The sequence below is a fragment of the Paraburkholderia sp. BL27I4N3 genome (assembly GCF_003386115.1).
GTDB lineage: Bacteria > Pseudomonadota > Gammaproteobacteria > Burkholderiales > Burkholderiaceae > Paraburkholderia.
The window spans coordinates 4,104,863-4,129,648 of the sequence record NZ_QREJ01000001.1; the positions used below are offsets into that span (position 1 = coordinate 4,104,863).

Below are 24,786 nucleotides of genomic sequence, written 5' to 3' on the forward strand. Positions count from 1 at the left end.
TTTTATGCGGCGTAACATGGTTCGCCAACACTGCCCGCATCAGAGCCCGAACGAAGGGCCACACCGGCTCGCACGTGCAGCGCATGGCGCGCACGCGGCAAATCAGGCAGCACCTGCATCAGGAGGACATCCGTGACGGAATCCGGCAAAGAGACGCCACATTCTCCCCTTACCCATTCGCCGCTACTCGAGATGCAGGACATCGGCATCAGCTTCGGCGGCGTCCCCGCATTGCGCAGTGCCAATCTGAGCGTCGCCGCCGGCGAAGTGCATGCACTGATCGGCCAGAACGGCGCCGGCAAATCGACCATGATCAAGATCCTGACCGGCGCGTATCGACGCGGCTCGGGCAGCGTGCGCTTCGAAGGCCGCGAAGTCGATTTCCGCACGCCCAAGCAGGCGCGCGAAGCCGGCATCAGCACGATCTATCAGGAGATCAATCTGGTGCCGTTCCGCTCGGTGGCGGAGAACATTTTCCTTGGCCGTGAGCCGCGCCGTTTTGGACTGATCGACTGGCGCGCGGTACAGCAACGCGCCGCCGCGCTGCTCGAATCGTTCGGTTTGCAGATCGATGTGAAGAAGCCCGTCGGCCGCTACTCGACCGCGATTCAGCAGATGGTCGCGCTCGCGCGCGCGGTGTCGTCGGACGCGAAGATGGTCATCATGGACGAGTCCACTTCATCGCTCGACGAACGCGAAGTGGAGCTGCTGTTCACCGTGGTGCGCAAGCTGCGCGACGACGGCCGCGCGGTGATCTTCGTGTCGCACCGGCTCGACGAACTCTACGCGTTGTGCGACCGCGTTACCGTGATGCGCGACGGCGAGACGGTCGCGCAAAGCACCATGGCGGACATGGACAAACTGCAACTCGTCACGACGATGCTCGGCCGCACGCTCGCCGCCGTCGTGCAGGACGACGCCGACGCACGCGAAGCGAACCTCGCGCGACGCGGCAAGCAGATGATCGCGGCCACGCAACTGAGCGCGCACCCTAAGGTGAGCGACGTTTCACTCGAAGTGCACGCCGGAGAAGCCGTGGGTCTCGCCGGCCTGCTCGGCTCGGGCCGCACCGAGACCATGCGGCTGATGTTCGGCGCCGATCCGCTGGAGCAAGGTTCGCTCTCGATCGGCGGCGAGACGGTGGCGCTGAAGTCGCCGCAGCACGCAATCTCGCGCGGCCTCGCCTATCTCACCGAAGACCGCAAGGCCGAGGGCATCGTCCCCGAACTCTCGGTGCGCGACAACCTCACGCTGGTCTGTCTGCGCACGCTGACCAGGAATGGCGTGGTCGACGTGAAGAAACAGCAGGCCATTGTCGATCGCTTTATTCTGTCGCTCGGTATCAAGCTGCGTTCCGCCGATCAGCCGATCCGCGAACTGTCGGGCGGCAATCAGCAGAAAGTTCTGCTGGCGCGCTGGCTGGCCGCCGAGCCTTCCCTGCTGCTGCTCGACGAACCGACGCGCGGCATCGACGTCGGCGCCAAAGCGGATGTGGCGAAGATCGTGCGCGAGCTGCGCGACGCGGGCCTCGCCGTGCTGCTGTCCGCTTCCGAACTGGAGGAACTGACCGCCGTGGCCGATCGGGCGGTGGTGATCCGCGACGGCCGCACGGTCGCCGAACTGAATGGCGCCGACATGAGCGAGACCGCGATCATGGACGCCATCGCCTACGGCAGCGACGGCCGTTCGCAACTCGCGGAAGCCGCGCAAACGGCAAACGCCGCACACATCGAAGACGCGTTGGAGGACGACCGTCATGGCGCTTAAGTTGCACACCGAATCGTTGCACACCGAGCCGCCGCTCGGCGAAACCACCCAGCAGACGGCCGCCGCTTTGCCCGCCTCCCCGGCAACCACGGTGCGTAAATGGCGCCATCTCGCCATGCAGCGCGAAGTCATCGTGCTGCTCGCGATGGTGCTGTTCAACCTGATCTTCACGCCGCACTTCTGGTCGCTGCAAACCTTCAACGTCAACATGACGCAGGTGGTGACGATCGTGATCGTCGGCATCGGCATGACGCTGGTGGTGGCGACCGGTGGCATCGATCTGTCGGTGGGCGCGTCGATGGCGATCTCCGGTGCGCTCGCGCCGATGCTGTTTCTGAACATTCCCGGCCCCAGCGGCATCGCGCTCGCGTTCGTGCTGCCGGTACTCGCCGCCGCGCTGTGCGGCGTCTTCAACGGCTTGCTCGTCACGAGGTTATCCGTGCAGCCGATTGTCGCGACGTTGGTGCTGTTCATCGCCGGACGCGGCATCGCGCAAGTCGTCACCGACGGCAGCCTGCAGGCGTTCAACACGCCCGCCTTCCAGTGGATCGCGCTCGGCAAGGTCGCGGGCGTGCCCTTTCAGGTGCTGCTGATGCTGGCGCTGGTCGTCCTGTTCGCGTGGGTCGTGCGCAAGACGCTGTTCGGCCAGTATCTGCTGATCACCGGCGGCAATGAAAAAGCCGCTTATCTATGCGGCGTGCCGACGGCCACCGTGAAGCTGACCGCCTACACGCTCTGCGCGGCGCTCGCGGGGTTGGCGGGGCTGATCTCGATCTCCGTGAATTCGTCCTCGGATGCGAACGTAGTCGGACTCGGCGTCGAACTCGACGCGATTGCCGCGGTCGCCGTCGGCGGCACAGCGCTGACGGGCGGCAAGGCGTATATCGGCGGCACGCTGATCGGCGCGCTGATCATCCAGTTGCTGCGCTACACGCTGCTCGCGCACGGCATTCCCGACGCGGCGGCGCTGGTGGTGAAGGCCGGCATCATCGTCGCGGCGGTTTATGTACAGAGGCGCTCGCGCTAAGGCTCGCTAACTCACGCGCCTCAGAGGAAATTCCGGACCCCAAGCGATGAAAAAGAATCTTCCTATCCTGCTCGCACTGGCCGCGCTCGTCGTGTTCGGCCTCGTGCGCTACGAGCATTTCGGCTCGGCGTACAACATCACGTCGTTCTGGCGCTACAACTCGATGTTCGCGCTGATCTCGGTCGGCATGGCGTTCGTGATCATCACGGGCGGCATCGACCTGTCGGTGGGTACCGTGGCCGCGCTGGCAAGCGTCGTCGCCGCGCTGACCAGTGTCTATGGCGGCTGGGTTGCCGTGCTGGCGGGATGCGCAGCGGGACTCGCGGTCGGCGTGCTCAACGGACTAATCATCACGCGCCTGAAAATCCTGCCGTTTATCGTCACGCTCGCTACGAGCCTCGGCGCGCACGGCGTCGCGCTGCTGCTCGGCAAGAACGATGCAGTGTCGATTGCCGCCGAGTCGAACTTCGGCACCTTCGGCCAGGGCGATCTGTTCGGACTGCCGATTCCGGGCATCGTCGCCGTGGTGGCGGCGGTAGCCGGCTGGCTTGCGCTGCGCAGCACGCGCTTCGGCCGGCATTCGCTCGCGATCGGCGGCAGCGAGGAAGCCGCGCGGCTGATGGGCCTGAACGTCGACCGCACGCTGGTGATGGCATATGCGGTGAGCGGCCTGCTTGCCGGCATGGCGGGCGTGATCCTCGCCGCGCAGTTTGGCGCGGGACAACCCAACGAAGGTGTCGGCTGGGAGCTGTTCGCGATCTCGGCGGTGGTGCTCGGCGGCACGCTGCTAACGGGCGGCGAAGGTTCGATCGCGATGACGATCGCCGGCGTGTTGTTGCTCGGTCTGGTGTTCAACCTGCTGAACTTCGAGAACGGGCTAGGGTTTATCAGCTTGTCGGCGTACTGGCAGTCAGTGATTCGCGGCGTGTTCCTGCTGCTGGTGATCGTGTTGCAGGCTCGCATGCTGAAACAACGAGGGAAAAAGCGGGTCGCGGCTCCGGCGTGACTGGCTGAACCACGCGGCTTGACTGATCCATTTGACGTGGCGGGGTGACGGCTAAGAGCTCGCCGCTGATCTGCTTTCCTTTGCCGCGCCTCGGAGTAATCAAAACGGCAAACGCTCAAACCCCGGCTTCAATTGGGATTCCGGCGCGGCTGACGGCCATCGCGCCGCATTTGTGTACCAACACGGCGCCGTTGCAGTTGACCGATGAAAACGTCGTCACGGACACGCCGCGACGCTTTTTCTCTCCATCCGTCGCCCTTTTTGCCAGTTTTATCAGCAGGGTCAATGCTGCAGCGCATGGCGGGTTTCGGTATCATCCTGAAAATGTTGCCCGCGCGGCGCGCCTACCCGGCGCATCCCGGACAACCGATGGCAGCCGCCCTGCGCGGCATTCGCCCATCGCCGCACCCCTGCTGAAGCGCGTAGCCGCACCACGCCAACGTATTCCGCGGCGCCGATCACAAAGACAGCCGGCGCCGGCGCTTCCAGGTCCGGTAACCCGCATGACCACGCTCAACCGCCGCGCCGCAGCCCCCAGGCAGCGGGCGCGGTAAAATAGCGGATTGCGCGTGATTCCCGTATGGGTTAGCGCAGCATCGCCCTTGCCGTGCCGGCCGGCTTAAACGACTGGCCGCCCTTGTTTTCGCACTATCCAAGAAGCCATGAGCAACCTGAATTCACAAACCGTCCTGAGCGTCCATCACTGGACCGATACGCTTTTCAGCTTCACCTGCACGCGCGACCCGGGGTTCCGTTTCGAAAACGGCCAGTTCACGATGGTGGGCCTCGAAGTCGACGGCAAGCCGCTGATCCGCGCCTACAGCCTCGCGAGTGCGAACTACGAAGAGCACCTCGAATTCCTGAGCATCAAGGTGCAGGACGGCCCGCTCACGTCGCGTTTGCAGCATCTGAAGGTCGGCGACGAAGTGCTGATCGGCAAGAAGCCGGTCGGCACGCTGATGGCCGACAACCTGCTGCCGGGCAAGACGCTGTGGCTGTTGTCCACCGGCACGGGTCTCGCGCCGTTCATGTCCATCATTAAAGATCCGGACATTTACGAACGCTACGAACGCGTGGTGCTCACGCACACTTGCCGTTTCGTCGACGAGCTGGCGTACAAGGAATACATCACGGATCACTTGCCGGCGCACGAGCATCTCGGCGAGCTGGTTCAGGAAAAGCTGCTGTACTACCCGACTGTCACGCGCGAGGCGTTCCAGAACCGTGGCCGTATCACCGAACTGATCGAAACCGAAAAGCTGTTCGCCGACCTCGGCGTGCCGGGCTTTTCGCTCGAAAACGACCGCGTGATGCTCTGCGGCAGCCCGCACATGCTGCGCGACACGCGCAAGCTGCTCGACGACGCAGGCTTCCAGGAAGGCAGCAACAACTCGCCGGGTCACTACGTGGTCGAAAAGGCCTTCGTCGGCTGAGTCACGTTCCGATCTTCGCGGCCCGCCGCCGCGAAATCAGCAAAAGGAGCCTATGGGCTCCTTTTTTTTGCCCAGTTACAATTCGGCGTCGCCGGACTGACATTCGGCGTCGGTATTCTTCCTACAAAACAGGCGTTGCAATTCATCGACCATTGCGTGAAATGTGGGCGCTAACCCTTGGTGCGACTGCATTTTTTCTTTTAATGAGATATCATCGCGGCGCATCATCAGTCGAATTGTCCTGCCTGTCGTGGCCCGTCCGCCATGTTACTGAATGTAAATTTCGTTACGTCACACTGTAGCGATTCATCCGTTGCGTCCTAAGCGCGACGGCCTGCACCTGGAGGCTAGAGACCCACATGCGTTCTTTCGTCTTCGCGCCGCTCATGCGCATCCGCTTCGCTGTCCACAGCGTTTCCTGACAGGGAAAGTCATGGATACGTCGACTGTCGTCCGGTTCACCGCCCCTCTTGCTTCGTCACCGGCACGTGACGGATTCGACGCGTGCGCCGCGGCCGAGCCGGTTGCGCTGACCTCGGCGGCCGATCGGGAACTTGCGCGACTGCGCGCCCGGGTGCGCGAACTCTCGGCCGAGCTGGTTCAGGCGCAGGAAGCCGCTTGCCGCCATGTGGCGCGCGAGTTGCATGATGGCGTGGGCGCCGAACTGACGGCGACACGTTTCGCGCTCGCCGGCGTCGAAACCTGGCTGCCCGCCGACGCGCCGCCGCAGTGCGCCGCCGCGCTTGCCGTGGCGAACCGGTCGCTTGATGCGGTGTGCGAGGCTAGCCGCCAGACTGTCGCGGAACTGCATGCGCCGTCGCTCGAAGCCGGCATTGTCGGCGCGCTGGCGCACTGGACCGGCGACTTCGCAGCACGCACGCAACTGCGCACGAGCTTTGTGTGCGCCGCCGACGTGCGCCTCACGCGTCTGCCGGCGGACGCCGCACTGGCCGTGTTCCGCGTCGCACAGGAAGCGCTGAACAATATCGCCAAGCACGCACGCGCCGAATCCGCCGATGTGCGGATCGAAACCAGCCGCCGTCACCTCACGCTGCTCATCAGCGACGACGGTGTCGGCGTCACGCGCAACACCCGCAGCCGTCCCGGCCATTTCGGCCTGAGCGGCATGCAGGCGCGCTGCGCGGCTTTCGACGGCACACTGCGCGTGAGCGCCCGGCGCGCCGGTTCTGAACGCGGCGAAAACAACGAGAACGGCAAGGCGTCGCGCGGCACCCTCGTGCGCGCGCGTTTTGCCTGGGACGCGATGCTGGAGCACGCGCCGCGCGCGGCCCGGCACGCGCAGCAATCGTGAGCACACCATCATGAGCCTGCGCATTCTGCTCGCCGACGACCACGCGGTGGTTCGCCAGGGCGTCCGCCAGTTGCTGCTCGATCGCGGGGTGGCGCGCGAGGTCACCGAAGCGCAAAGCGGCGCCGAAGCGCTCGACGCCGCTGCCCGGCACGCCTACGACGTGGTGCTGCTGGACATTTCACTGCCCGACATGAACGGCGTCGAAGTGCTCAAGCGCATGAAGCGCAAGGCGCCGCGCGCGGCCGTGCTGATGTTCTCGATGTACCGCGAGGACCAATACGCCGTGCGCGCCCTGAAGGCAGGCGCCGCCGGCTACCTGTCAAAAACCGTCGATGCCGCGCAGATGATCAGCGCGATCAAACAGGTCGCGGCGGGCCGCAAATACGTGAGCCCGGCGATGGCCGAGGCGCTCGCCGACTACGTTTCCTTCGACGGCGAACAGTTGCCGCACGAAAAGCTCTCCGACCGCGAATATCAGACGCTGTGCATGCTCGCGTCGGGCAAGCGGCTGACGGATATTGCCGTGGCGCTCTCGCTGTCGGTGAAAACGGTCAGCGTGTACCGCACCCGGCTGCTCGAGAAAATGAAGCTGCGCAATAACGCCGAGCTGACGTTCTATGTGATGAGCAACCGGCTCATTGATCTGAATCCGGCGATGGCGGGCTGATAGGCGCTAGACGCCAACGCGGCGTTAGGTCGCTGGGTCGCTGAACGACTCGCCCTTGCCTGCACTCATTTGCAAGAGGACCGTTCTCGCCTGGTTGGCTGCGCATCGAGCGAAAGCCTTTGCGGGCCTTGCTTGGCCTGCCGCGGACGTGAATGCCACCGAGTCACGTCGAACGGGGATTTTCGGCCTCTGCATCCCGCCGCTAAAAGCACGTCCCAACATGGTGCAAGGCGTGCATCCGTTAAAATCGCGGGTTTTCCGACATTCGGCGCGCAACACGCGTGCACTACTGGAGACCCCGCCAATGTCCCTGTTTCGCAAGAAGAGCGTCGAGCACATGATCGCCGCGAGTGCCCAGAACGCCGGTCTCAAGAAAGCGCTCGGTGCGCTCGATCTGACCTTTCTTGGCGTCGGCGCCATTATCGGCACCGGCATTTTCGTGCTGACCGGCACGGGCGCCGTGCAGGCCGGTCCGGCTCTAATGATCTCGTTCCTGATCGCCGCGGTCGCCTGCGGCTTTGCCGCCCTGGCCTACGCCGAATTCGCGTCGACGATTCCGGTGGCCGGATCGATCTACACCTATTCGTATGCGACGCTCGGCGAACTGGCCGCGTGGATCATCGGCTGGGACTTGATGCTCGAGTATGGACTGGCCACCTCGGCGGTATCGGTGGGCTGGTCGGGTTATCTGCAATCCTTGCTGTCGGGCTTCGGCGTGTCCTTGCCGGTGGCGCTGACGGCCGCGCCGGGCGCGTTGCCCGGTCATGACACGCTCTTTAACCTGCCCGCCTTCCTCGTGATGATGGCGATCACCGCGCTGTTGTCGGTCGGCGTGCGCGAGTCAACGCGGATCAACAACGTCATGGTCGCGATCAAGGTCGTCGTGGTGTTGCTGGTGATTGGCGTGGGCGTGTTTCACGTGACGCCGGCCAATTGGCATCCGTTCATGCCGAACGGCTGGAACGGCGTGTTCGGCGCGGCGGCGGTGATGTTCTTCGCGTTCATCGGATTCGATTCGGTATCGTCCGCGGCGGAAGAGGTGAAAGATCCGAAGCGCGATCTGCCCATCGGGATCATTGCGTCGTTGGGCGTTTGCGCGGTGTTGTATGTGGCGGTGGCCGCCGTGGTGACTGGCATCGTGCCGTCGGCGCAGTTCGCGAACATTTCGCATCCGGTGTCGTATGCGTTGCAGGTGGCTGGTCAGAAGTGGGTCGCGGGGTTTATCGACCTTGGCGCCGTGCTGGGTATGCTGACGGTGATTCTCGTGATGGCTTACGGGCAGACGCGGGTGATTTTCGCGATGTCGCGGGATGGGCTGTTGCCAGCGAGGCTTTCGCGAGTGCATCCTCGGTTCGCTACGCCGTTTTTTACGACCTGGCTTGTTGGGATTTTCTTCGGGTTGATCGGCGCGCTCGTTCCGTTGAATGTGTTGGCTGAGCTGATCAATATCGGTACGTTGGCAGCGTTTTCGATGGTGTCGATTGCGGTGCTGGTTTTGCGGAAGACGCATCCGGATTTGCCGAGGGCGTTTCGGTGTCCCGGAGTGCCGGTTGTGCCGGTTTTAGCGGTGGCCGCGTGTCTGTTTTTGATGGTTAATCTTCAGGCTGTTACTTGGGGCGCGTTTGTTGTTTGGTTGCTGGTTGGGATGGTTATTTATTTTGGCTATTCGCGGCGGCATTCCAAGTTGAGCAAGTGATTTTCTTCACTCCGCGCGGGATACGGTTTTCTTGTTCTCGGGTGCTGGCCTTTTCATTGCTCGTCTAAATGCGTTGCACGAGAATGAGAAGGCCAGTCGTCGTAACCGGGTGTGAACGCTGGAGCCACTCTCGCCCGTCTTCAAGGCGCGCGGGACTCAGCGGCCGAGTCGGGGCAATATCGGCGCAGATGTGGATAGGCGGCATCGATTAAAGCGTTTAACCGGTTAATCGATGCATGGCTCATAATCGATTCAAATGGCATATCTTAAATACGCGCGCGTTGCTGGCCGCCAAAATTGCAGATTGCTTCTATTTTTGAGAAGCCAGAGCCAGTAGTATCGCGACTTTCACCTGAAAATGAGGTTGGCAAACGGCGTGGAAGTACAGCCAGGCGACTGGCGTTATATCTCATGATGGAAACTCGTTAACGCCCGCGGCATACTCGGGGATCGGGCCGGGCAAAAATAATCCCTCTGCGCAAATGCAGGAAAGTATCGGTCCGATTCCTCGCGGCGCATGGACAATAGGCCAGCCGTTCACGCACCCGCATGCCGAACCTTACACACTGCGGCTGTCCCCACAAACGGGTACGGTCACGTTCGGCCGCTCGGGTTTTCTGATTCACGGCGATAGCAGCGTCCATCCGGGACAGGCTTCAAATGGCTGCATCATTACCGGCATGAACAACCGTCAACACATATGGGCGAGCGGCGATCACACGCTGATCGTAACGCAATGAAGATACTTCCGTTCGTTGCCGCGCTCGCATTGGCGGCCCCCGCCCTCTGCTTCGCGGGCTCGCCCCTCGGATGCAAGAGCTGGCCCACTAATATCGCCATCGTGTATCTGAAAAACGCGGGGATTACCGATCCGACCAGGCTGGACGAATCGAAAACCCGTGCGGTTCGCGTTGCCTCGGAGAAGATCGGCAAAGGTCTTTGGCGTGATGTCTATGACATTACGTTTCACGAGCGCGGCGGACGGTCGATCGAAGTCATCACATCTAGCCAGGCCGGCTCGGTGGAGTGCTCGATGTCTGATCCGGTTGTGTGGGTTGTCTCGGAAAAACTTCCGAAATAGGCAAGTCCTAAACCGCACCCCCAAAGCCCCCCGCGCAAAAAACCCCTCATAGCGCCCCAGCCCGATTTGTGCTTTACTTTTCTGCAGCCTTATAAAAACCCGAAGCACCCGCAATCGGACCCCGCGAAAAAGGCAACAAAAGGAAAAGCAAAAGGTCCGGTCTCACCCCATAAGGAGACAACTTCATGGCGATCAGCATCAGTCTGACGGTGAACGGCGCGCCCATCAGCGCGTCAATCGATCCTGGCACCCTGCTAGTCCAGTTCCTTCGCGACCAACTGCGCCTGACAGGCACGCACGTCGGCTGCGACACAGCCCAATGCGGCGCATGCACAGTCCACCTCAACGGACGCGCGATCAAATCCTGCAACATCCTCGCCGTGCAAGCGGAAGGCGCGGAAATCACCACCATTGAAGGGCTCGCCAAAGACGGCGCCCTGCACCCCATGCAGGCGGCCTTCAAACACTGCCACGGACTGCAGTGCGGCTTCTGCACGCCCGGCATGGTGATGAGCGCGGTCTCGCTCGTCCAGCGTCAACCGAATCTCACCGGCGACGACGTGCGCGCCCAGCTCGACGGCAATCTGTGCCGCTGTACGGGTTATCACAACATCGTCAAAGCAGTGCTCGAAGGCGCCGAAGGCATGAACTCCGCCGGCTCGGCCAATGCGGCCGCGAATGCCGACTCACAGGCCAGCTCACAGGCCGACGCGCAAGCCACCGCACCGGCCACCGCCTGAGGAGCCGACGATGAACGCACCCGACACTCACCTGATTGGCGCTTCCGTCGAACGTAAGGAAGACTATCGTTTCCTCACCGGCAACGGCCAGTACACCGACGACATCGTCCTGCCCCAGCAAACCTATGCCGTATTCCTGCGCTCGCCTCACGCGCACGCGAAGATCAACAGCATCGGCACCGCCGCGGCCAGACAATCGCCCGGCGTGGTCGCGATCTTCACCGGCGCGGACATGGCGGCTGACAACGTCGGCGGCCTGCCTTGCGGCTGGCTGATCCATAGCACCGACGGCAAGCCGATGAACGAGCCGCCGCATCCGATCATCGCCCACACGAAAGTACGGCACGTCGGCGATCAGGTCGCGCTCGTCATCGCCGATTCGATCAAGGCCGCGAAAGACGCCGCCGAATTGATCGAAGTCGACTACGACGTGCTGCCGGCCGTGGTGGACACCGCGCATGCGGCCGACGCCGGCCAGCCCGCCGTGCACGATGAAGTGCCCGACAACGTCTGCTACAACTGGGGCCACGGCGACAAAGCCGCCACCGACGCCGCCTTCGCCAAAGCCGCGCACATCACCACGCTCGACATCGTCAACAACCGCCTGATCCCGAACGCGATCGAACCGCGCGCGGTCAACGCGAGCTATTCGGTGCAGGACGACGGCTACACGCTCTACGTCGCGAACCAGAATCCGCACGTGGAGCGGCTGTTGATGGCGGCGTTCGTGCTGTCGCTACCGGAATCGAAACTGCGCGTGATCGCACCGGACGTCGGCGGCGGCTTCGGATCGAAGATTTTCCTGTACGCCGAAGACGTGGCGCTGACGTGGGCGTCGAAGAAAATCCGCCGTCCAGTGAAATGGACGGCCGAGCGCTCGGAAGCGTTCGTCTCCGACGCGCACGGCCGCGATCACGTGACCAAGGCGGAACTGGCCATGGACGCCGACGGCAAGTTCCTCGGCATGCGCATCCACACGACCGCCAACATGGGCGCGTATCTGTCCACGTTCGCGTCGGCCGTGCCGACCATTCTGTACGCCACGCTGCTCGCCGGCCAGTACGCCACGCCCGCGATCTACGCGGAAGTGAAAGCCGTCTTCACCAACACCGTTCCCGTCGATGCCTATCGCGGCGCGGGCCGCCCCGAAGCGACCTACGTGGTGGAGCGGCTGGTGGAAACCGCCGCGCGCGAGATGAAGCTAGACCCGGCCGAGATTCGCCGCCGCAACTTCATCCGCGAGTTTCCGTACGCGACGCCGGTCGGCCTCACTTACGACACCGGCGACTACGAAACCATCCTCGCCCGTTCGCTCGAACTCGCGGACGTCAAAGGCTTCGCGGAGCGCAAACAGGAATCCGAAAAGAACGGCAAACTGCGCGGCCTCGGCTACTCCTGCTACATCGAGGCATGCGGTCTCGCGCCGTCGAATATAGCGGGCGCGTTGGGCGCGCGCGCCGGCCTGTTCGAAGTCGGTCAGATTCGCGTGCATCCCACCGGGTCGGTCACCGTGTTCACGGGCTCGCATAGTCACGGCCAGGGGCACGAGACAACCTTCGCGCAAGTGGTCGCCGACCGGCTCGGCATTGCGCTGGAAAGCGTCGAGGTCGTCCACGGCGACACCGGCCGCATTCCGTTCGGCATGGGCACGTACGGCTCGCGCTCGATCGCGGTCGGCGGCTCGGCGATCATGAAGGCGCTCGACAAGATCGAAACCAAGGCGAAGAAGATCGCCGCGCATCTGCTCGAAGCCGCGGCAGAAGACATCGAGTTCAAGGACGGCGTGTTCCGCGTCGCGGGCACGGACCGCACCAAGGCATTCGCCGACATCTCGCTCGCCGCCTACGTGCCGCACAACTATCCGCTCGACGTGCTGGAACCCGGCCTCGAAGAAAGCGCGTTCTACGATCCGACCAACTTCACCTATCCCTCCGGCGCGTACATCTGCGAGATCGAAGTCGATCCGGAAACGGGCGTGTGCCGGATCCAGAAGTTCACCGCGGTCGATGATTTCGGCAACGTGATCAATCCGATGATCGTCGAGGGCCAGGTGCATGGCGGGCTCGCTCAGGGCATCGGCCAGGCGATGCTGGAGCGCTGCGTGTACGACAACGAGAGCGGCCAGTTGCTGTCGGGCTCGTACATGGACTACGCGATGCCGCATGCGTCCGATCTGCCGGACTTCACGGTCGAAACCGCGAAGGGCACGCCGTGCACGCACAATCCGCTCGGCGTGAAAGGCTGCGGCGAAGCGGGCGCGATCGGCTCGCCGCCGGCGGTGATCAACGCGATCCTCGACGCGCTCGCGCCGCTCGGCGTGACCGACCTGCAAATGCCGGCGACGCCGCATCGCGTGTGGTCCGCGATTCACGCGGCCAAGCAACCCCATTGAGATCCTGAGCGGAGCATTCGACATGTATTCATTCGAGTATCAACGCGCGACGGATCCCAAAGCGGCCGCCGCCATTCTCACCGCCGACAGCGATGCCAAGTTTCTGGCCGGCGGCCAGAGCCTCTTGCCTACCATGCGGTTGCGGCTTGCCCAGCCGTCGCAACTGATCGACGTAACGCGCATTCCCGCGCTCAAGGCGATCACCGTCGATGCGAAAACGGTGACGATCGGCGCAGCCGTGTGTCATGCGGACGTGGCGGATCACGCGGAACTGCGGCGCGTTTCTCCAGGGCTCGCGGATCTCGCCGCGCACATCGGCGATCGACAGGTGCGCGCGCTCGGCACGATAGGCGGCTCGCTCGCCAACAACGACCCGGCCGCGTGTTATCCGGCGGCGGCGGTGGGGTTGGATGCGACCATCGTCACTGATCGGCGGCGCATCGCGTCGAACGACTTCTTCGTCGGCATGTATGAAACGGCGTTGGCGCCCGACGAGCTAATCGTCGCCGTGGAGTTTCCCGTGCCCGAGCGCGCGGCATACGAAAAATTCCGGAACCCCGCTTCGCACTTTGCGCTGGTCGGCGTGTTCGTCGCCAAGTTCGCCAGTGGTGTGCGCGTCGCGGTGACGGGCGCGGCGGCGTCGGTGTTTCGTGTGCCGGAGCTGGAAAGCGCGTTGTCGGCGAACTTCACGCCCGAAGCAGCACGCGGAGTGACGGTGTCGGCGGCCGACCTGAACACCGACATGCACGCGAGTGCCGACTATCGCGCGCATCTGATTCCGGTGCTGGCCGCGCGCGCGGTGGCGAAGGCGAACGCTTAGCGTTTTCTCGCTGTTCGCGGCTGATGTGATCTGCTCTCACGCAGGTCACGTCAGCCGCATTCGCTCACGTGCGTGAATGCGGCCTGGCTTCGTTGGCATCGCTTCATTGCGCAGATCCAGGAACACCATGCAGCCCGCTTCAATCGACGACACCCTCGCTCAACTCGCCGCCCAAAGTTATTTCGCCAGCCGCGAGCTGGCGACCGCACTGTATCTCGCGCTGCGCATGGAGCGGCCATTGTTCGTCGAAGGCGAGCCGGGCGTCGGCAAGACGGAGCTCGCCAAGGCAGCGGCGGGCATGCTCGGCACCTCGATGTTGCGCCTGCAATGTTATGAAGGTCTCGATACGGCAAGCGCGCTCTACGAGTGGGACTATCCGCGGCAAATCATGGCGCTGCGTCTTGCCGAAGCCGCCGGCGAACGGCCCGACAACGACACCTTGTATCGCGGCGAATTTCTGCTGAAGCGGCCGTTGCTGCAAGCGTTGATGCCCGATGAAAATCATCCCGGCGCGCGGCGCGTGTTGCTGATCGACGAGATCGACCGCGCCGACGAGCCGTTCGAAGCCTTTCTACTGGAACTGCTTTCGGACTTCCAGGTATCGATTCCCGAATACGGCACGGTCCGCGCGGAGCAACCCCCGCTCGTCGTGATGACCTCGAACCGGACGCGCGAAGTGCATGACGCGTTGAAGCGCCGCTGCCTGTATCAATGGATCGGCTATCCGGATCGGGATCGCGAGTTGGAGATCGTCGCCGCTCGCGCGCCGCAAACGTCGGCGGAATTGCAGCGGCGTGCGGTCGATTTCGTGCATCGGCTGCGCGGCATGGATCTGTTCAAGGCGCCTGGCATCGCTGAGACGATCGATTGGTGCCGCGCGTTGGAGGCATTGTCGGTGACCGAGCTCGATCCGCAATCCGTACACAACACGCTTGGCGTTCTGCTCAAGTATCAGGACGATCTGGCACGCGTCGATGCCGCGCAAATCGCGCAGTGCCTTGCGGCGCCTGGATAGCCGGCATGACGAACTCACCCGACGACACGCCCACGCTCGCTCGCAACGTCGTCCACTTCGTGCGCGTGCTGCGCGGCGCCGGTTTGCCGATGTCGCCCGCGCAAGCCGTCGATGCGCTCGCCGCGCTGCACTGGATCGACCTCGGCCGCCGCGACGACGTGCGCGCCGCCCTCGCCGCGTCGCTGGTATCGGCGCCCGACGAACGCGATCTGTTCAACGCCGCCTTCGATCTCTTCTGGCGCGATCCCGATTGGGAAGGCAAGCTGCGCGCGCTGCTTCTGCCAAAAGTCCGCGACGGCCTGCCGCCACCCAAACGCAACAACCGTCTCGCCGACGCGCTGGCCGTCCGCGCGCCGCCATCGCCGCATAGCAAAGCGCAGCAGGAAACCGAGCGACACGAACTGCATGCGCACATCACATTCAGCGCAGAAGAGCGGCTGCGTCATCGCGATTTCGACACGCTTTCCGCTGATGAATGGCGCACTTTGCGTCATCTGATTCGCGGCCAGCGTCTGCCGCTCGCCGCCGAGCCGACGCGTCGTCTGAAAGCGGCCTCGCACGGCACGCATGCGGACTTGCGCGCGAGTGCCCGGCATGCGGTCCGTGCGGGGGGTGACTGGACGGTGTGGAAATATCGCGCGGTGGTTGAACGCAAACCGCCGCTCGTGTTGCTGCTCGACATCTCCGGTTCGATGAGCAGCTATTCGCGCGCGGTGCTGTATTTCTGCCACGCGTTGCTGCAATCGCGCGAACGCTTGCAAGTGTTTCTGTTCGGCACGCGGCTCACCAACGCGACGCGCGCGCTGCGCGAGCGCGATCCCGACGTGGCGATCGCGACGCTCACCGAGCAGGTGGTCGACTGGTCGGGCGGCACGCGGATCGGCGCGGCGCTTGCCGAATTCAACCGCCGCTGGGCCCGGCGCGTGCTGACCGGCCGGGCTACGGTGCTGCTCGTCACCGACGGCCTCGATCACGAAGCGATCGACGTGCTCGACACCGAGATGGCCCGCCTGCACCGCTTCGCACACCGCATCATATGGCTCAATCCGCTGCTGCGTTTTAGCGGCTTTTCTCCGAAAGCGCGCGGCGTGCAGGCGATCCTGCCGTATGTCGACGCGCATCGTCCGGTTCATAATCTAGACAGCCTGACGGCGTTCGGCCGCGACCTCGCGCAACTCACGCGCGCGCCGCGTCGCAGTGCCGGTGTCACAGGCACCGCAGGAGCGACATCATGGAATTGATCGAAACCCATACGCTGCCCGTTTCGCAGCAGCGCACATGGGACGCGCTGAACGACACCGAGGTTCTGCGCGCCTGCATTCCCGGCTGCGAAAGCATCGAACCGGACGGTGAAAATGCCTATGTGGTGGCGCTGAGCGCTGCAGTCGGGCCGGTCAAAGCGCGCTTCAAGGGGCGCATGCAACTCACCGACATCGAGGCGCCGAACTCGTACAGCATCGTGTTCGAAGGCCAGGGCGGCGCCGCGGGTTTTGCCAAGGGCAACGCGCATGTCTCGCTCGAGGCCGACGGCGATGCCGCCACCAAGCTCAGTTACACGGCGAGCGCGCAGGTCGGCGGCAAGCTCGCGCAGATCGGCTCGCGGCTCGTCGACGGCGCAGCGCGTAAAATTGCAGGCGAGTTCTTCAAACGCTTCGGCGCCCAGGTAGGCGGCGGCGATGAGGGCGCCACAGCCCCGGACGCCGGGGAAAATGCAGCAGATGAAACGGTGCCGCACAATACAGCATCGAATGAGGCCGCGGACGGCGAGTCCGGCGGCGACGCAACGAAAAGGAAGAAATCATGGACAGCGTGGATCTCGAAGTCCTGAAGTCCAGCGCTCGCTGGCTCGAAGAAGGACATCGCGCGCTACTGGTGACGGTGGTGAAGACGTGGGGCTCGTCGCCGCGTCCCGAGGGCGCGATGCTTGCGGTGCGCGATGACGGACTCGTGGTGGGTTCCGTGTCGGGCGGTTGCATCGAAGACGATCTGATCGACCGCGTGCGGCAGCGCGGTATCGAGCAGACACGGCCGGAAGCGGTCAAGTACGGCATCACGGCGGAAGAAGCGCATCGCTTCGGCCTGCCGTGCGGCGGCACGATCCAGCTGGTGCTCGAACCGTTGACACAGGAAAGCGGCATTGCCGAACTGTGCCACGCGGTGGAGAACGGACGCCTCGTGGCCCGCGAAGTGAATATGACGACGGGCGCCACGCAACTCGAAGACGCGCAGGCAACCGACGGCGTGCATTTCGACGGCGAGCGTCTGCTGACGATTCACGGCCCACGTTATCGCATGCTGGTAATCGGCGCGGGACAGTTGTCGCGCTATCTGTGTCACATCGCGGTGGGGCTCGATTATCAGGTCACCGTGTGCGATCCGCGTGAGGAATACACCGAGGAGTGGGACATCCCCGGCACGAAGATCGTGCGCACCATGCCCGACGACACGGTGATCGAGATGAAACTCGACGAACGCTGCGCCGTGATCGCGCTCACGCACGACCCGAAGCTCGACGATCTCGCGCTGATGGAAGCGTTGAAAACGCCGGCGTTTTATGTCGGCGCGTTGGGGTCGCGAAGGAATAATCAGGCGCGGCGCGAACGTCTCAAGGAGTTCGATCTGAACGATACGGAGCTGGCCCGCTTGCACGGACCGGTTGGGATTTATATCGGCAGCCGCACGCCGCCCGAAATCGCGGTGTCGATTCTCGCTGAAGTGACGGCGGCCAAGAACGGCGTTTCGCTGCCGACCTTGCTTCAGGTCGAAGGCGCCAAGGCAGCGCGCGAAATCGCGGCGTCCGGCGGGGCAGCTTGTAGCGTTTGACGATTTATTCGACCGCAACGCGCGGCATCCGCTTGACATCTACGCGGCGCAAACCGACTCTAACGGGCGATCCCGTCAACGTTACGTTCGGATACCAGCCTGCCATGCGCCTCCCTTTTCTGGTCTGTCTTGCATCTCTCGGCTGGCTTGCCGGCATCCACGGCGCGGGCGCGAGCGTTCCCGCCAAACTGGACGATCCGTACACCAACGAAGGCGAGACGCAAACCTTCACCGTCAACGCCGACGGCTCCTTCTCGAAACTCGATTCGATGACGCTGCACGTGAATAACGAAGCCGGCGTCGCGCGGGTCTCGCAGCAATATGTCTGGTTCAATCGCAACATGGCGGACGTGCAGATCCTCGAGGCCTACACGATCACCGCCGACGGCGTGCGTCATGACGTGCAGCCCGAGCAGATTCGCAACGTTCAGGAAGCCCGTTCGTTCGACGCGCCGATGTTCCAGGACATCCAGGAAAAGGTGATCGTGTTTCCCGCCGTCGAGCCAGGCGCGCGCGTGCATCTCACCTATCGCAAGACGCAGAAGCAGCCGATCGTGCCGGGCGAATTCAGCGACTTCACACCGCCCGATCTTGCACCGACGCACAACTTCCGTCTGATCTACGATCTGCCCGCCGACAAGCCGCTTTATGCCGACGCGCGTGGTTTCACCGCAGTGCAACCCGTGACGCGCGACGGCCGCACGCGCTACGAATATCGCTACGACAAGGCGCACTTCAGCCGGCTGGAACGCGGCTCTGTTGCCTACGTTTCGTATGGCGACCGGCTGATGGTGTCGACCTTCCCTGACTACGCCGCGTTCGCCGCAACCTACCGCGAATCCGCGGCGGATCCGAGCGCGCACGACGCGGCCGTCACGCGTCTCGCGCAACAGCTCACCGCGCACGACCGCACGCCGCGCGACAAGGCCAAAACGCTGTACGACTGGGTGCGCCGCAACGTGCGCTACGTGGCGATCAACGTCGGGCGCGGCGCCGTCGTGCCGCACAACGCGAGCGCGGTACTCGCGAATCGCTATGGCGATTGCAAGGATCACGTGGCGCTGTACGGCGCGTTGCTCGACGCGGCCGGCGTACGCAACGAGCCGGCCTTGATCAGCAGCGGCACGATCTACACGCTGCCGAGCGTGCCCGGCTACGGCGTCATCAATCACGTCATTACGTGGCTGCCGGATTTGCAGCAATACGTTGACTCGACCGCCTCGAATGTCGAGTTCGGTTTTCTGCCGTCGTCCGATATAAACCGGCCGACCGTGCTGGTCGACGAGGGCGTGCTGTCGCGCACGCCAGCCACCATGTTGATGACGCGCAGCACCGATCTGTCGATCAAAGTCGAACCGGATGGCTCGGCGAGCTTTACCTATCGGCTGGAAGCGGCCGGCGCTTCGGCTGAACAGGCGCGCTCGATGTTGCGCACGCAGACACCCGCGCAACGCGAGGAGTCGCTTCAGGCCGAACTGCGCAGCGTCAACCTGCGTGGCACCGCGACGCTCGCCACCAATGACCTCGGCGTCGCCGACGGCCCGCTCGTCATTACGATGAAAGGCACGCTGGAAAGTCTCGTGGTGCCGGGCGCGGCGGCGTCGATTCCAGCGTTGACGAGTCTGGCCGGCGGCCTCGCGGCGGATACGCGTTACTGGCTCGGCGAGCGCCGGCGCACGCAGCCGTTCGTCTGTCACAACCTGGCGTTGCACGAACGCGCGCGCATCGAGCTGCCCGCCAATTTTCACGTGCTCGACATGCCCGAGGCGAAACGAACCCAGGATCGCTTCGTCGATTTCGAGTCGCAGTACACGTTCGATCCGCTCAGCAACGTCGTCACGATGACGCGCGACGGCACGACGCACTTCGATAGCGACGTCTGCACGCCCGACGACTTCGCGCAGATGCGTCCCGCAATCGAAGCAATCGGGCGCGACGTGCGAGCGGAGGTGATCGTCAGATCGACACTGGTCGATTCGTCGAGCGTTGCTGCGCAGGCGCCGTGAGCGCCTGCTTCAGAGCGCATGCGCTCAAACGGGCCAGAGCGGCCCTTCCTGCATCGCGCCAAGCTGTTCGCGCAACTCCAGGATGCGCTCTTCCCAGTAACGCTGCGTGTTGAACCACGGAAACGCCGCGGGGAAAGCTGGATCGTCCCAGCGACGCGCGAGCCACGCCTGATAATGAATCAGCCGCAGCGTGCGTAGCGCTTCGACCAGATAGAGTTCGCGCGGCTCGAAGTCGCAGAAGTCTTCGTAACCGGCGAGCAGATCCGCCAGCGCGCGCGACGCTTCAATGCGCTCGCCCGGCAGCAACAGCCACAAATCCTGCACCGCCGGTCCCATGCGGCTGTCGTCGAAATCGACGAAGTGCGGCCCGGCGTCGGTCCATAACACATTGCTCGGATGACAGTCGCCATGCATGCGCAGCATGCGGATATCGCCGGCCCGTTCGAACGCGCGCTCCACGCCTTCGAGCGCGAGATTCACCACGGTTTCCCACGCGGTGCGCACGTCGTCCGGCACGAAACGGTGCGCGAGCAGAAAGTCGCGCGGTTCATAGCCGAAAGTGTGGATGTCGAGCGTGGGACGTTCGGCGTAATTCTGTGTCTGGCCGACCGCATGGATGCGGCCGATGAATCGCCCGAGCCATTCGAGCGTGTCGCGCCGGTCGAGATCCGGCGCGCGGCCGCCGCGACGCTCGAAGATGGAGAAGCGGAAGCCGTCGAACGTATGAAGCGTGCGGCCATCGAGAGCAAGCGCGGGCACAGCCGGAATCTCACGCGCGGCGAGATCGGCGACGAAAGCATGTTCTTCGAGGATAGCGGCGTCGCTCCAGCGCTCGGGACGGTAGAACTTCGCGACCACGGGCGGGCCGTCTTCCACGCCCACCTGGTAGACGCGATTCTCGTAGCTGTTGAGCGGGAGCATACGGCCGTCGGTGCGCACGCCGACTGTACTGAGCGCGCTGTCGAGCGCGTCGAGCACGATTTCCGGCCTGAGCCGGGCGAAAGGCACAGCGCTGTTCGCGCTGTCCTGTGGATCGAGGATGTCGTCGTTCATGCCCGCATTGTGCGCCGCGCCGCCGTCAAAGACGAGGGCGACGGCTCACAAGCGGAATGAACAGCGGAACGAGCCGCGGCTTACAACTTGCACACGGCTCACACTCAAACTGCCTTCAATGCATCTGCGCGCTCGACGGTCGGACTTGCTCGCCCGTATCGATCAGGTCTTCAAGGAAAAAGGGTTCAGTATTCAGGTGCGGCGAAGCGCCGGGCTCGCCGGCATACCACGCGACCATGGCCATGTCGCCCAGAATGCGCATGACGATCCCGCGCGCGCCTTGCGGCACCGCGATATGCACCGATCGAACAATCGAACCGATTTGCATGATGTTTCCCCGTTTCTCCCATAGCCGGCTTTATGATTTCGCGCCGGTCAATGTGATGATAAAAGCGTCGCCCCGTCGATAACGTTGCGTACGCACCCAATCTGCTGCGCGTGATACGCGTGAAAGGTTCGAGTCATTGTTCCCGTTTTGCGGGGCCGAGGAAAGCGCGAACTCAGGGCTCTTCACCCCTTGTTTCGCCCTATTCCCATTACGGCGCGCTAGACCGATGATTCGGAGCGTAACGCGTCGCAACGAGACCATCATAAACCCTGGTGGGGTGAGATATCAAAAACGTGCACCAACTAGACCATTTGCTCAAGCGGACCGCCCCTGCGGCCTTTGCGCGCTGCGGCGGCGCGCGTCCCGGCGCTCACGTTCACCGCCTGTACGGCGCGGCCTTGCGCGGGTTTGAACGGCCCGACTAGTCATGTGGATTGTTCGTCTCGCGCTGCGGCGCCCCTACACATTCGTCGTCCTGGCCCTGCTATTGCTGATCGTCGGACCTTTGACGATCCTGCGCACGCCCACCGACATCTTCCCCAATATCGACATTCCGGTGCTCTCGGTGATCTGGTCGTATAACGGCCTGCCCGCGGACGAGATGGAAAAGCGCATCGTGCTGAACTACGAGCGCGGGCTGTCGGTGGCGGTCAACGACATCGAACACACCGAGTCGACCTCGCTGAACGGCATCGCCGTCATCAAGATCTTTTTTCAGCCGCACGCGAATATCGACGAGGCGCTGGCCGAGGTCACCTCGCTGTCACAAACGCAGTTGCGCTCGCTGCCGCCCGGCATCACGCCGCCGTTCATCCTGCGCTACAACGCCTCGACCGTGCCGATCCTGCGGCTCGCATTATCGTCCGCATCGCTTACCGAGCAGGAACTGTTCGACTTCGGCAACAACTTCCTGAAGACGCAGCTCGCCACCGTGCCGGGCGCGTCCGCGCCGCTGCCGTACGGCGGCAAGCAGCGCCAGATCATGGTCGATATCGATTCGCGCAAATTGCAGGAGCGCAATCTTTCGGCGATGGACGTGGTCAACGCGGTGACCGCGCAAAATCTGATCCTACCCTCGGGCACCGCGAAAATCGGCTCGACCGAATACTCGGTGGAAATGAACGGCAGTCCGGATTCGCTGGCGGGCCTGAACAATATCCCGATCAAGTCCACCGCCAACGGCACCGTTTATATTCGCGACGTCGCTCATGTGCGCGACGGTTTCCAGCCGCAAACCAATATCGTGCGCGTGAACGGCCAGCGCGCGTCGCTGCTGACCATCAACAAAAGCGGCAACACGTCCACGCTCGAAATCGTCGACCGTATCAAGAAGATGATGCCGACGTTGCGCAATCTCGTGCCCGCCTCGCTGAATATCGACCCGGTCGCCGATCAGTCGCTGTTCGTGCGCGCTTCGGTGCAAGGCGTGCTGCGCGAGGCGCTCATCGCGGCCTGCCTGACCGGTCTGATGATTCTGCTGTTCCTCGGCAACTGGCGTGCCACGCTGATCATCGCCGTGTCGATTCCGCTGTCGATGATCACGTCGATCATCGCGCTCTCTATGCTTGGCGAAACCATCAACATCATGACGCTCGGCGGGCTCGCGCTCGCGGTCGGCATTCTGGTGGACGACGCGACCGTGGCGATCGAAAACATCAGCCATCAACTCGAGCAGGGCAAGACGCTGGAGCAGGCGATTCTCGACGGCGCGCATCAGATTGCGATTCCGACACTGGTGTCCACGCTGTCCATCTGCATCGTGTTCGTGCCGATGTTTCTGCTGACGGGCGTCGCGCACTATCTGTTCATTCCGCTCGCCGAAGCGGTAGTGTTCGCGATGCTGGCGTCCTACTTCTTCTCGCGAACGCTCGTGCCGACGCTCGCGAAATACCTGCTGCGCTATCACCATAAGCCGGCGGATCTGCATCACGCGCCGACGCAAACGCGTAATCCGTTCATGCGCGTGCACTACGCATTTGAAGGCGGCTTCGCGCGTTTGCGCGACCGCTATCGCGTGTTTCTCGAAGCGCGCGTCGCGCGGCCGGGTCTGTTCGTGACGCTGTTTCTGGTTTGCTGTGGCGCGTCGATGTTGCTGATGCCGTTTCTCGGCCGCGACTTTTTCCCGGCGGTCGATGCAGGCACCATCGCGCTGCATCTGCGCGCGAAAACCGGCATGCGGGTGGAGGAAACCGCCGTGGTGACCGATCGTGTCGATACGCGCATCCGTCAGTTGATACCAGCGGGCGAGCTGCATTCGATCATCGACAACATCGGCTTGCCGGTCTCGGGCATCAACCTTTCGTACAGCAACACCGGCACGATCGGCACCTCGGATGCGGACGTGCTGATCACACTCAATCCCGATCATCATCCGAGCGCCGGCTACGTGCGCACGCTGCGGCGCACGCTGACCGACGAATTCCCCGGCGTGCAGTTCGCCTTCCTGCCCGCGGATATCGTCAGTCAGACGCTCAACTTCGGCATGCCGTCGCCGATCGATATTCAGATCGTTGGCCGTGACGTGGCCGGCAATCGCGTGTTCGCCGCGAAGTTGCTGAACCGGCTGCGCACGGTGCCCGGTCTAGTCGATGCCCGCATCCAGCAGCCCGCGGATTTGCCGCGCATCTTTATCGACGTGGACCGCACGCGTGCGCAGCAAGCCGGCTTTTCGCAACGCGACATCGCGAGCAATCTGCTGATCACGCTGTCGGGCAGCCAGCAAACCACGCCGACGTTCTGGCTCAATCCGCGCAACGGCGTGAGCTACAACGTGATCACGGAAGCGCCGCAGTACACGATCGACTCGCTGCAATCGCTCGCCAACATTCCGCTGAACGCGAATGGCCGCAGCAACATTCTCGGCTCGCTCGCCACCATGAGGCGCGAAGCGGGTAACGCGACACTCACGCACTACAACGCGCAGACCACCATCGATATTTTCGGCACCGCCGATGGCCGCGATCTGGGCGGCGTATCCGACGACATCCGCAAGATCATCGACGACGCCAAGGCCGATCTGCCCAAGACCTCCACCATCGAAGTGCGCGGCCAGGTGCAGACAATGAACGATTCGTTCTCCGGCCTGTTCGCAGGACTCGTGTTCGCGATTCTGCTGGTGTACCTGCTGATCGTGGTGAATTTTCAGTCGTGGCTCGATCCGTTCATCATCGTCACCGCGTTGCCGGGCGCGCTCGCGGGCATCGTGTGGATGCTGTTTCTCACGCATACCACTCTGTCGATTCCCGCGCTTACTGGCGCGATCATGTGTATCGGCATTGCCACCGCCAACTCGATTCTCGTGATCAGCTTCGCGCGCGAGCAGTTGCTCGAACACGGCGACGCGACGCGCGCGGCGATCGAAGCGGGCTTCACGCGTTTTCGTCCGGTGCTGATGACGGCGCTCGCGATGGTGATCGGCATGGTGCCGATGGCGATCGGTCTCGGTGAAGGCGGCGAGCAGAACGCGCCGCTCGGGCGTGCGGTGATCGGCGGTCTGACAATCGGCACGCTGGCGACGCTGATTTTCGTGCCGGTGGTGTTTTCGATGATCTACCGCCGACTGGCGGCACGTCGCTTGCGCGCGGCTGAGCACGTGGTGGGGAAGCCGTGATGCAGCGCAT

General features: G+C 63.4%; 21 protein-coding genes. 18 read left to right on the forward strand and 3 right to left on the reverse strand.

Features of this window, described 5'->3' with window-relative positions; translation table 11 throughout:
- Positions 1-192: 192 nt before the first annotated feature.
- Genes B0G71_RS18565 through B0G71_RS18575 form a run of 3 tightly spaced genes read left to right on the forward strand, consistent with a single transcriptional unit; the run spans position 193 to position 3,800 of the window.
- Positions 193-1,767, forward strand: coding sequence for a sugar ABC transporter ATP-binding protein (locus B0G71_RS18565; protein WP_258875769.1), 1,575 nt, complete (start codon positions 193-195; stop codon positions 1,765-1,767).
- Positions 1,757-2,794, forward strand: coding sequence for an ABC transporter permease (locus B0G71_RS18570; RefSeq protein ID WP_181916789.1), 1,038 nt, complete (start codon positions 1,757-1,759; stop codon positions 2,792-2,794). Before B0G71_RS18565 ends, B0G71_RS18570 begins: the two co-directional genes overlap by 11 nt.
- A gap of 46 nt (positions 2,795-2,840) precedes the next feature.
- Positions 2,841-3,800 carry an ABC transporter permease gene (locus B0G71_RS18575; protein ID WP_116143288.1) on the forward strand — a complete coding sequence of 320 codons (960 nt, stop codon included), beginning with the start codon at positions 2,841-2,843 and terminating at the stop codon, positions 3,798-3,800.
- Positions 3,801-3,915: 115 nt separating this feature from the next.
- Here the strand turns inward: B0G71_RS18575 and B0G71_RS41410 are convergent, their stop codons facing one another.
- The gene (locus B0G71_RS41410; protein ID WP_181916790.1) at positions 3,916-4,086 is read right to left on the reverse strand and encodes a hypothetical protein; all 171 of its coding nucleotides are present in this window, start codon (positions 4,084-4,086) and stop codon (positions 3,916-3,918) included.
- Positions 4,087-4,462: 376 nt separating this feature from the next.
- Between B0G71_RS41410 and B0G71_RS18585 the strand changes: the two genes are divergently transcribed.
- The 14 genes from B0G71_RS18585 (at position 4,463) to B0G71_RS18650 (ending at position 19,785) form a co-directional block, all read left to right on the forward strand.
- On the forward strand, positions 4,463-5,233 hold the full coding sequence (locus B0G71_RS18585; RefSeq protein WP_106283905.1) for a ferredoxin--NADP reductase: 771 nt from the start codon (positions 4,463-4,465) through the stop codon (positions 5,231-5,233).
- A 433-nt stretch (positions 5,234-5,666) separates the two neighbouring features.
- The gene (locus B0G71_RS18590) at positions 5,667-6,545 is read left to right on the forward strand and encodes a sensor histidine kinase (RefSeq protein ID WP_116143290.1); all 879 of its coding nucleotides are present in this window, start codon (positions 5,667-5,669) and stop codon (positions 6,543-6,545) included.
- A gap of 10 nt (positions 6,546-6,555) precedes the next feature.
- A complete protein-coding gene (gene rqpR / locus B0G71_RS18595; RefSeq protein WP_012431442.1) occupies positions 6,556-7,212 on the forward strand; it encodes a response regulator transcription factor RqpR in 657 nt (218 codons plus the stop codon).
- Positions 7,213-7,516: 304 nt separating this feature from the next.
- Positions 7,517-8,908: an amino acid permease gene (locus B0G71_RS18600; RefSeq protein ID WP_106283907.1), complete on the forward strand. Its 1,392-nt coding sequence runs from the start codon at positions 7,517-7,519 to the stop codon at positions 8,906-8,908.
- A gap of 404 nt (positions 8,909-9,312) precedes the next feature.
- Positions 9,313-9,648, forward strand: coding sequence for a tlde1 domain-containing protein (locus tag B0G71_RS18605; protein ID WP_116143292.1), 336 nt, complete (start codon positions 9,313-9,315; stop codon positions 9,646-9,648).
- The gene (locus B0G71_RS18610; RefSeq protein WP_116143294.1) at positions 9,645-9,989 is read left to right on the forward strand and encodes a hypothetical protein; all 345 of its coding nucleotides are present in this window, start codon (positions 9,645-9,647) and stop codon (positions 9,987-9,989) included. Before B0G71_RS18605 ends, B0G71_RS18610 begins: the two co-directional genes overlap by 4 nt.
- 185 nt (positions 9,990-10,174) lie before the next feature.
- On the forward strand, positions 10,175-10,729 hold the full coding sequence (locus B0G71_RS18615) for a (2Fe-2S)-binding protein (protein WP_116143296.1): 555 nt from the start codon (positions 10,175-10,177) through the stop codon (positions 10,727-10,729).
- 10 nt (positions 10,730-10,739) lie between these two features.
- On the forward strand, positions 10,740-13,121 hold the full coding sequence (locus tag B0G71_RS18620; protein ID WP_116143298.1) for a xanthine dehydrogenase family protein molybdopterin-binding subunit: 2,382 nt from the start codon (positions 10,740-10,742) through the stop codon (positions 13,119-13,121).
- Between the two features lie 22 nt (positions 13,122-13,143).
- Positions 13,144-13,941, forward strand: coding sequence for a xanthine dehydrogenase family protein subunit M (locus B0G71_RS18625; protein WP_116143300.1), 798 nt, complete (start codon positions 13,144-13,146; stop codon positions 13,939-13,941).
- A 127-nt stretch (positions 13,942-14,068) separates the two neighbouring features.
- On the forward strand, positions 14,069-14,956 hold the full coding sequence (locus B0G71_RS18630; RefSeq protein ID WP_116118692.1) for a MoxR family ATPase: 888 nt from the start codon (positions 14,069-14,071) through the stop codon (positions 14,954-14,956).
- 5 nt (positions 14,957-14,961) lie between these two features.
- A complete protein-coding gene (locus tag B0G71_RS18635; RefSeq protein WP_116143302.1) occupies positions 14,962-16,197 on the forward strand; it encodes a VWA domain-containing protein in 1,236 nt (411 codons plus the stop codon).
- Positions 16,188-16,784, forward strand: coding sequence for a CoxG family protein (locus B0G71_RS18640; protein ID WP_116143304.1), 597 nt, complete (start codon positions 16,188-16,190; stop codon positions 16,782-16,784). The genes B0G71_RS18635 and B0G71_RS18640 overlap by 10 nt, the downstream gene beginning before the upstream one ends.
- Positions 16,757-17,779, forward strand: a complete 1,023-nt coding sequence (locus tag B0G71_RS18645) for an XdhC family protein (RefSeq protein ID WP_116143306.1) — start codon at positions 16,757-16,759, stop codon at positions 17,777-17,779. The genes B0G71_RS18640 and B0G71_RS18645 overlap by 28 nt, the downstream gene beginning before the upstream one ends.
- Before the next feature lie 104 nt (positions 17,780-17,883).
- Positions 17,884-19,785, forward strand: coding sequence for a DUF3857 domain-containing transglutaminase family protein (locus B0G71_RS18650; protein ID WP_116143308.1), 1,902 nt, complete (start codon positions 17,884-17,886; stop codon positions 19,783-19,785).
- 24 nt (positions 19,786-19,809) lie between these two features.
- Here B0G71_RS18650 and B0G71_RS18655 read toward each other — a convergent pair whose 3' ends face one another.
- Both B0G71_RS18655 and B0G71_RS18660 read right to left on the reverse strand, forming a co-directional pair.
- Entirely contained in the window at positions 19,810-20,838 is a 1,029-nt protein-coding gene (locus B0G71_RS18655) for a serine/threonine protein kinase (protein ID WP_116143310.1), read from the reverse strand.
- Positions 20,839-20,953: 115 nt separating this feature from the next.
- A complete protein-coding gene (locus B0G71_RS18660) occupies positions 20,954-21,166 on the reverse strand; it encodes a hypothetical protein (RefSeq protein WP_042327325.1) in 213 nt (70 codons plus the stop codon).
- 427 nt (positions 21,167-21,593) lie between these two features.
- Here B0G71_RS18660 and B0G71_RS18665 point away from each other — a divergent pair, with 427 nt between their 5' ends.
- Positions 21,594-24,776: an efflux RND transporter permease subunit gene (locus tag B0G71_RS18665; protein ID WP_116143312.1), complete on the forward strand. Its 3,183-nt coding sequence runs from the start codon at positions 21,594-21,596 to the stop codon at positions 24,774-24,776.
- Positions 24,777-24,786 lie beyond the last annotated feature (10 nt).

Bases quoted from the DNA above. Each gene is read 5' to 3' on its own strand.
- B0G71_RS18610 (WP_116143294.1), top strand. From the start codon at position 9,645: ATGAAGATACTTCCGTTCGTTGCCGCGCTCGCATTGGCGGCCCCCGCC.
- B0G71_RS18660 (WP_042327325.1), bottom strand. From the start codon at position 21,166: ATGCAAATCGGTTCGATTGTTCGATCGGTGCATATCGCGGTGCCGCAA.
- B0G71_RS18655 (WP_116143310.1), bottom strand. From the start codon at position 20,838: ATGAACGACGACATCCTCGATCCACAGGACAGCGCGAACAGCGCTGTG.
- B0G71_RS18615 (WP_116143296.1), top strand. From the start codon at position 10,175: ATGGCGATCAGCATCAGTCTGACGGTGAACGGCGCGCCCATCAGCGCG.
- B0G71_RS18630 (WP_116118692.1), top strand. From the start codon at position 14,069: ATGCAGCCCGCTTCAATCGACGACACCCTCGCTCAACTCGCCGCCCAA.
- B0G71_RS18570 (WP_181916789.1), top strand. From the start codon at position 1,757: ATGGCGCTTAAGTTGCACACCGAATCGTTGCACACCGAGCCGCCGCTC.
- B0G71_RS18565 (WP_258875769.1), top strand. From the start codon at position 193: ATGCAGGACATCGGCATCAGCTTCGGCGGCGTCCCCGCATTGCGCAGT.
- B0G71_RS18650 (WP_116143308.1), top strand. From the start codon at position 17,884: ATGCGCCTCCCTTTTCTGGTCTGTCTTGCATCTCTCGGCTGGCTTGCC.
- B0G71_RS18575 (WP_116143288.1), top strand. From the start codon at position 2,841: ATGAAAAAGAATCTTCCTATCCTGCTCGCACTGGCCGCGCTCGTCGTG.
- B0G71_RS18665 (WP_116143312.1), top strand. From the start codon at position 21,594: ATGTGGATTGTTCGTCTCGCGCTGCGGCGCCCCTACACATTCGTCGTC.
- B0G71_RS18585 (WP_106283905.1), top strand. From the start codon at position 4,463: ATGAGCAACCTGAATTCACAAACCGTCCTGAGCGTCCATCACTGGACC.
- B0G71_RS18645 (WP_116143306.1), top strand. From the start codon at position 16,757: ATGGACAGCGTGGATCTCGAAGTCCTGAAGTCCAGCGCTCGCTGGCTC.
- B0G71_RS18635 (WP_116143302.1), top strand. From the start codon at position 14,962: ATGACGAACTCACCCGACGACACGCCCACGCTCGCTCGCAACGTCGTC.
- B0G71_RS18600 (WP_106283907.1), top strand. From the start codon at position 7,517: ATGTCCCTGTTTCGCAAGAAGAGCGTCGAGCACATGATCGCCGCGAGT.
- B0G71_RS18625 (WP_116143300.1), top strand. From the start codon at position 13,144: ATGTATTCATTCGAGTATCAACGCGCGACGGATCCCAAAGCGGCCGCC.
- B0G71_RS18620 (WP_116143298.1), top strand. From the start codon at position 10,740: ATGAACGCACCCGACACTCACCTGATTGGCGCTTCCGTCGAACGTAAG.
- rqpR (WP_012431442.1), top strand. From the start codon at position 6,556: ATGAGCCTGCGCATTCTGCTCGCCGACGACCACGCGGTGGTTCGCCAG.
- B0G71_RS18590 (WP_116143290.1), top strand. From the start codon at position 5,667: ATGGATACGTCGACTGTCGTCCGGTTCACCGCCCCTCTTGCTTCGTCA.
- B0G71_RS18640 (WP_116143304.1), top strand. From the start codon at position 16,188: ATGGAATTGATCGAAACCCATACGCTGCCCGTTTCGCAGCAGCGCACA.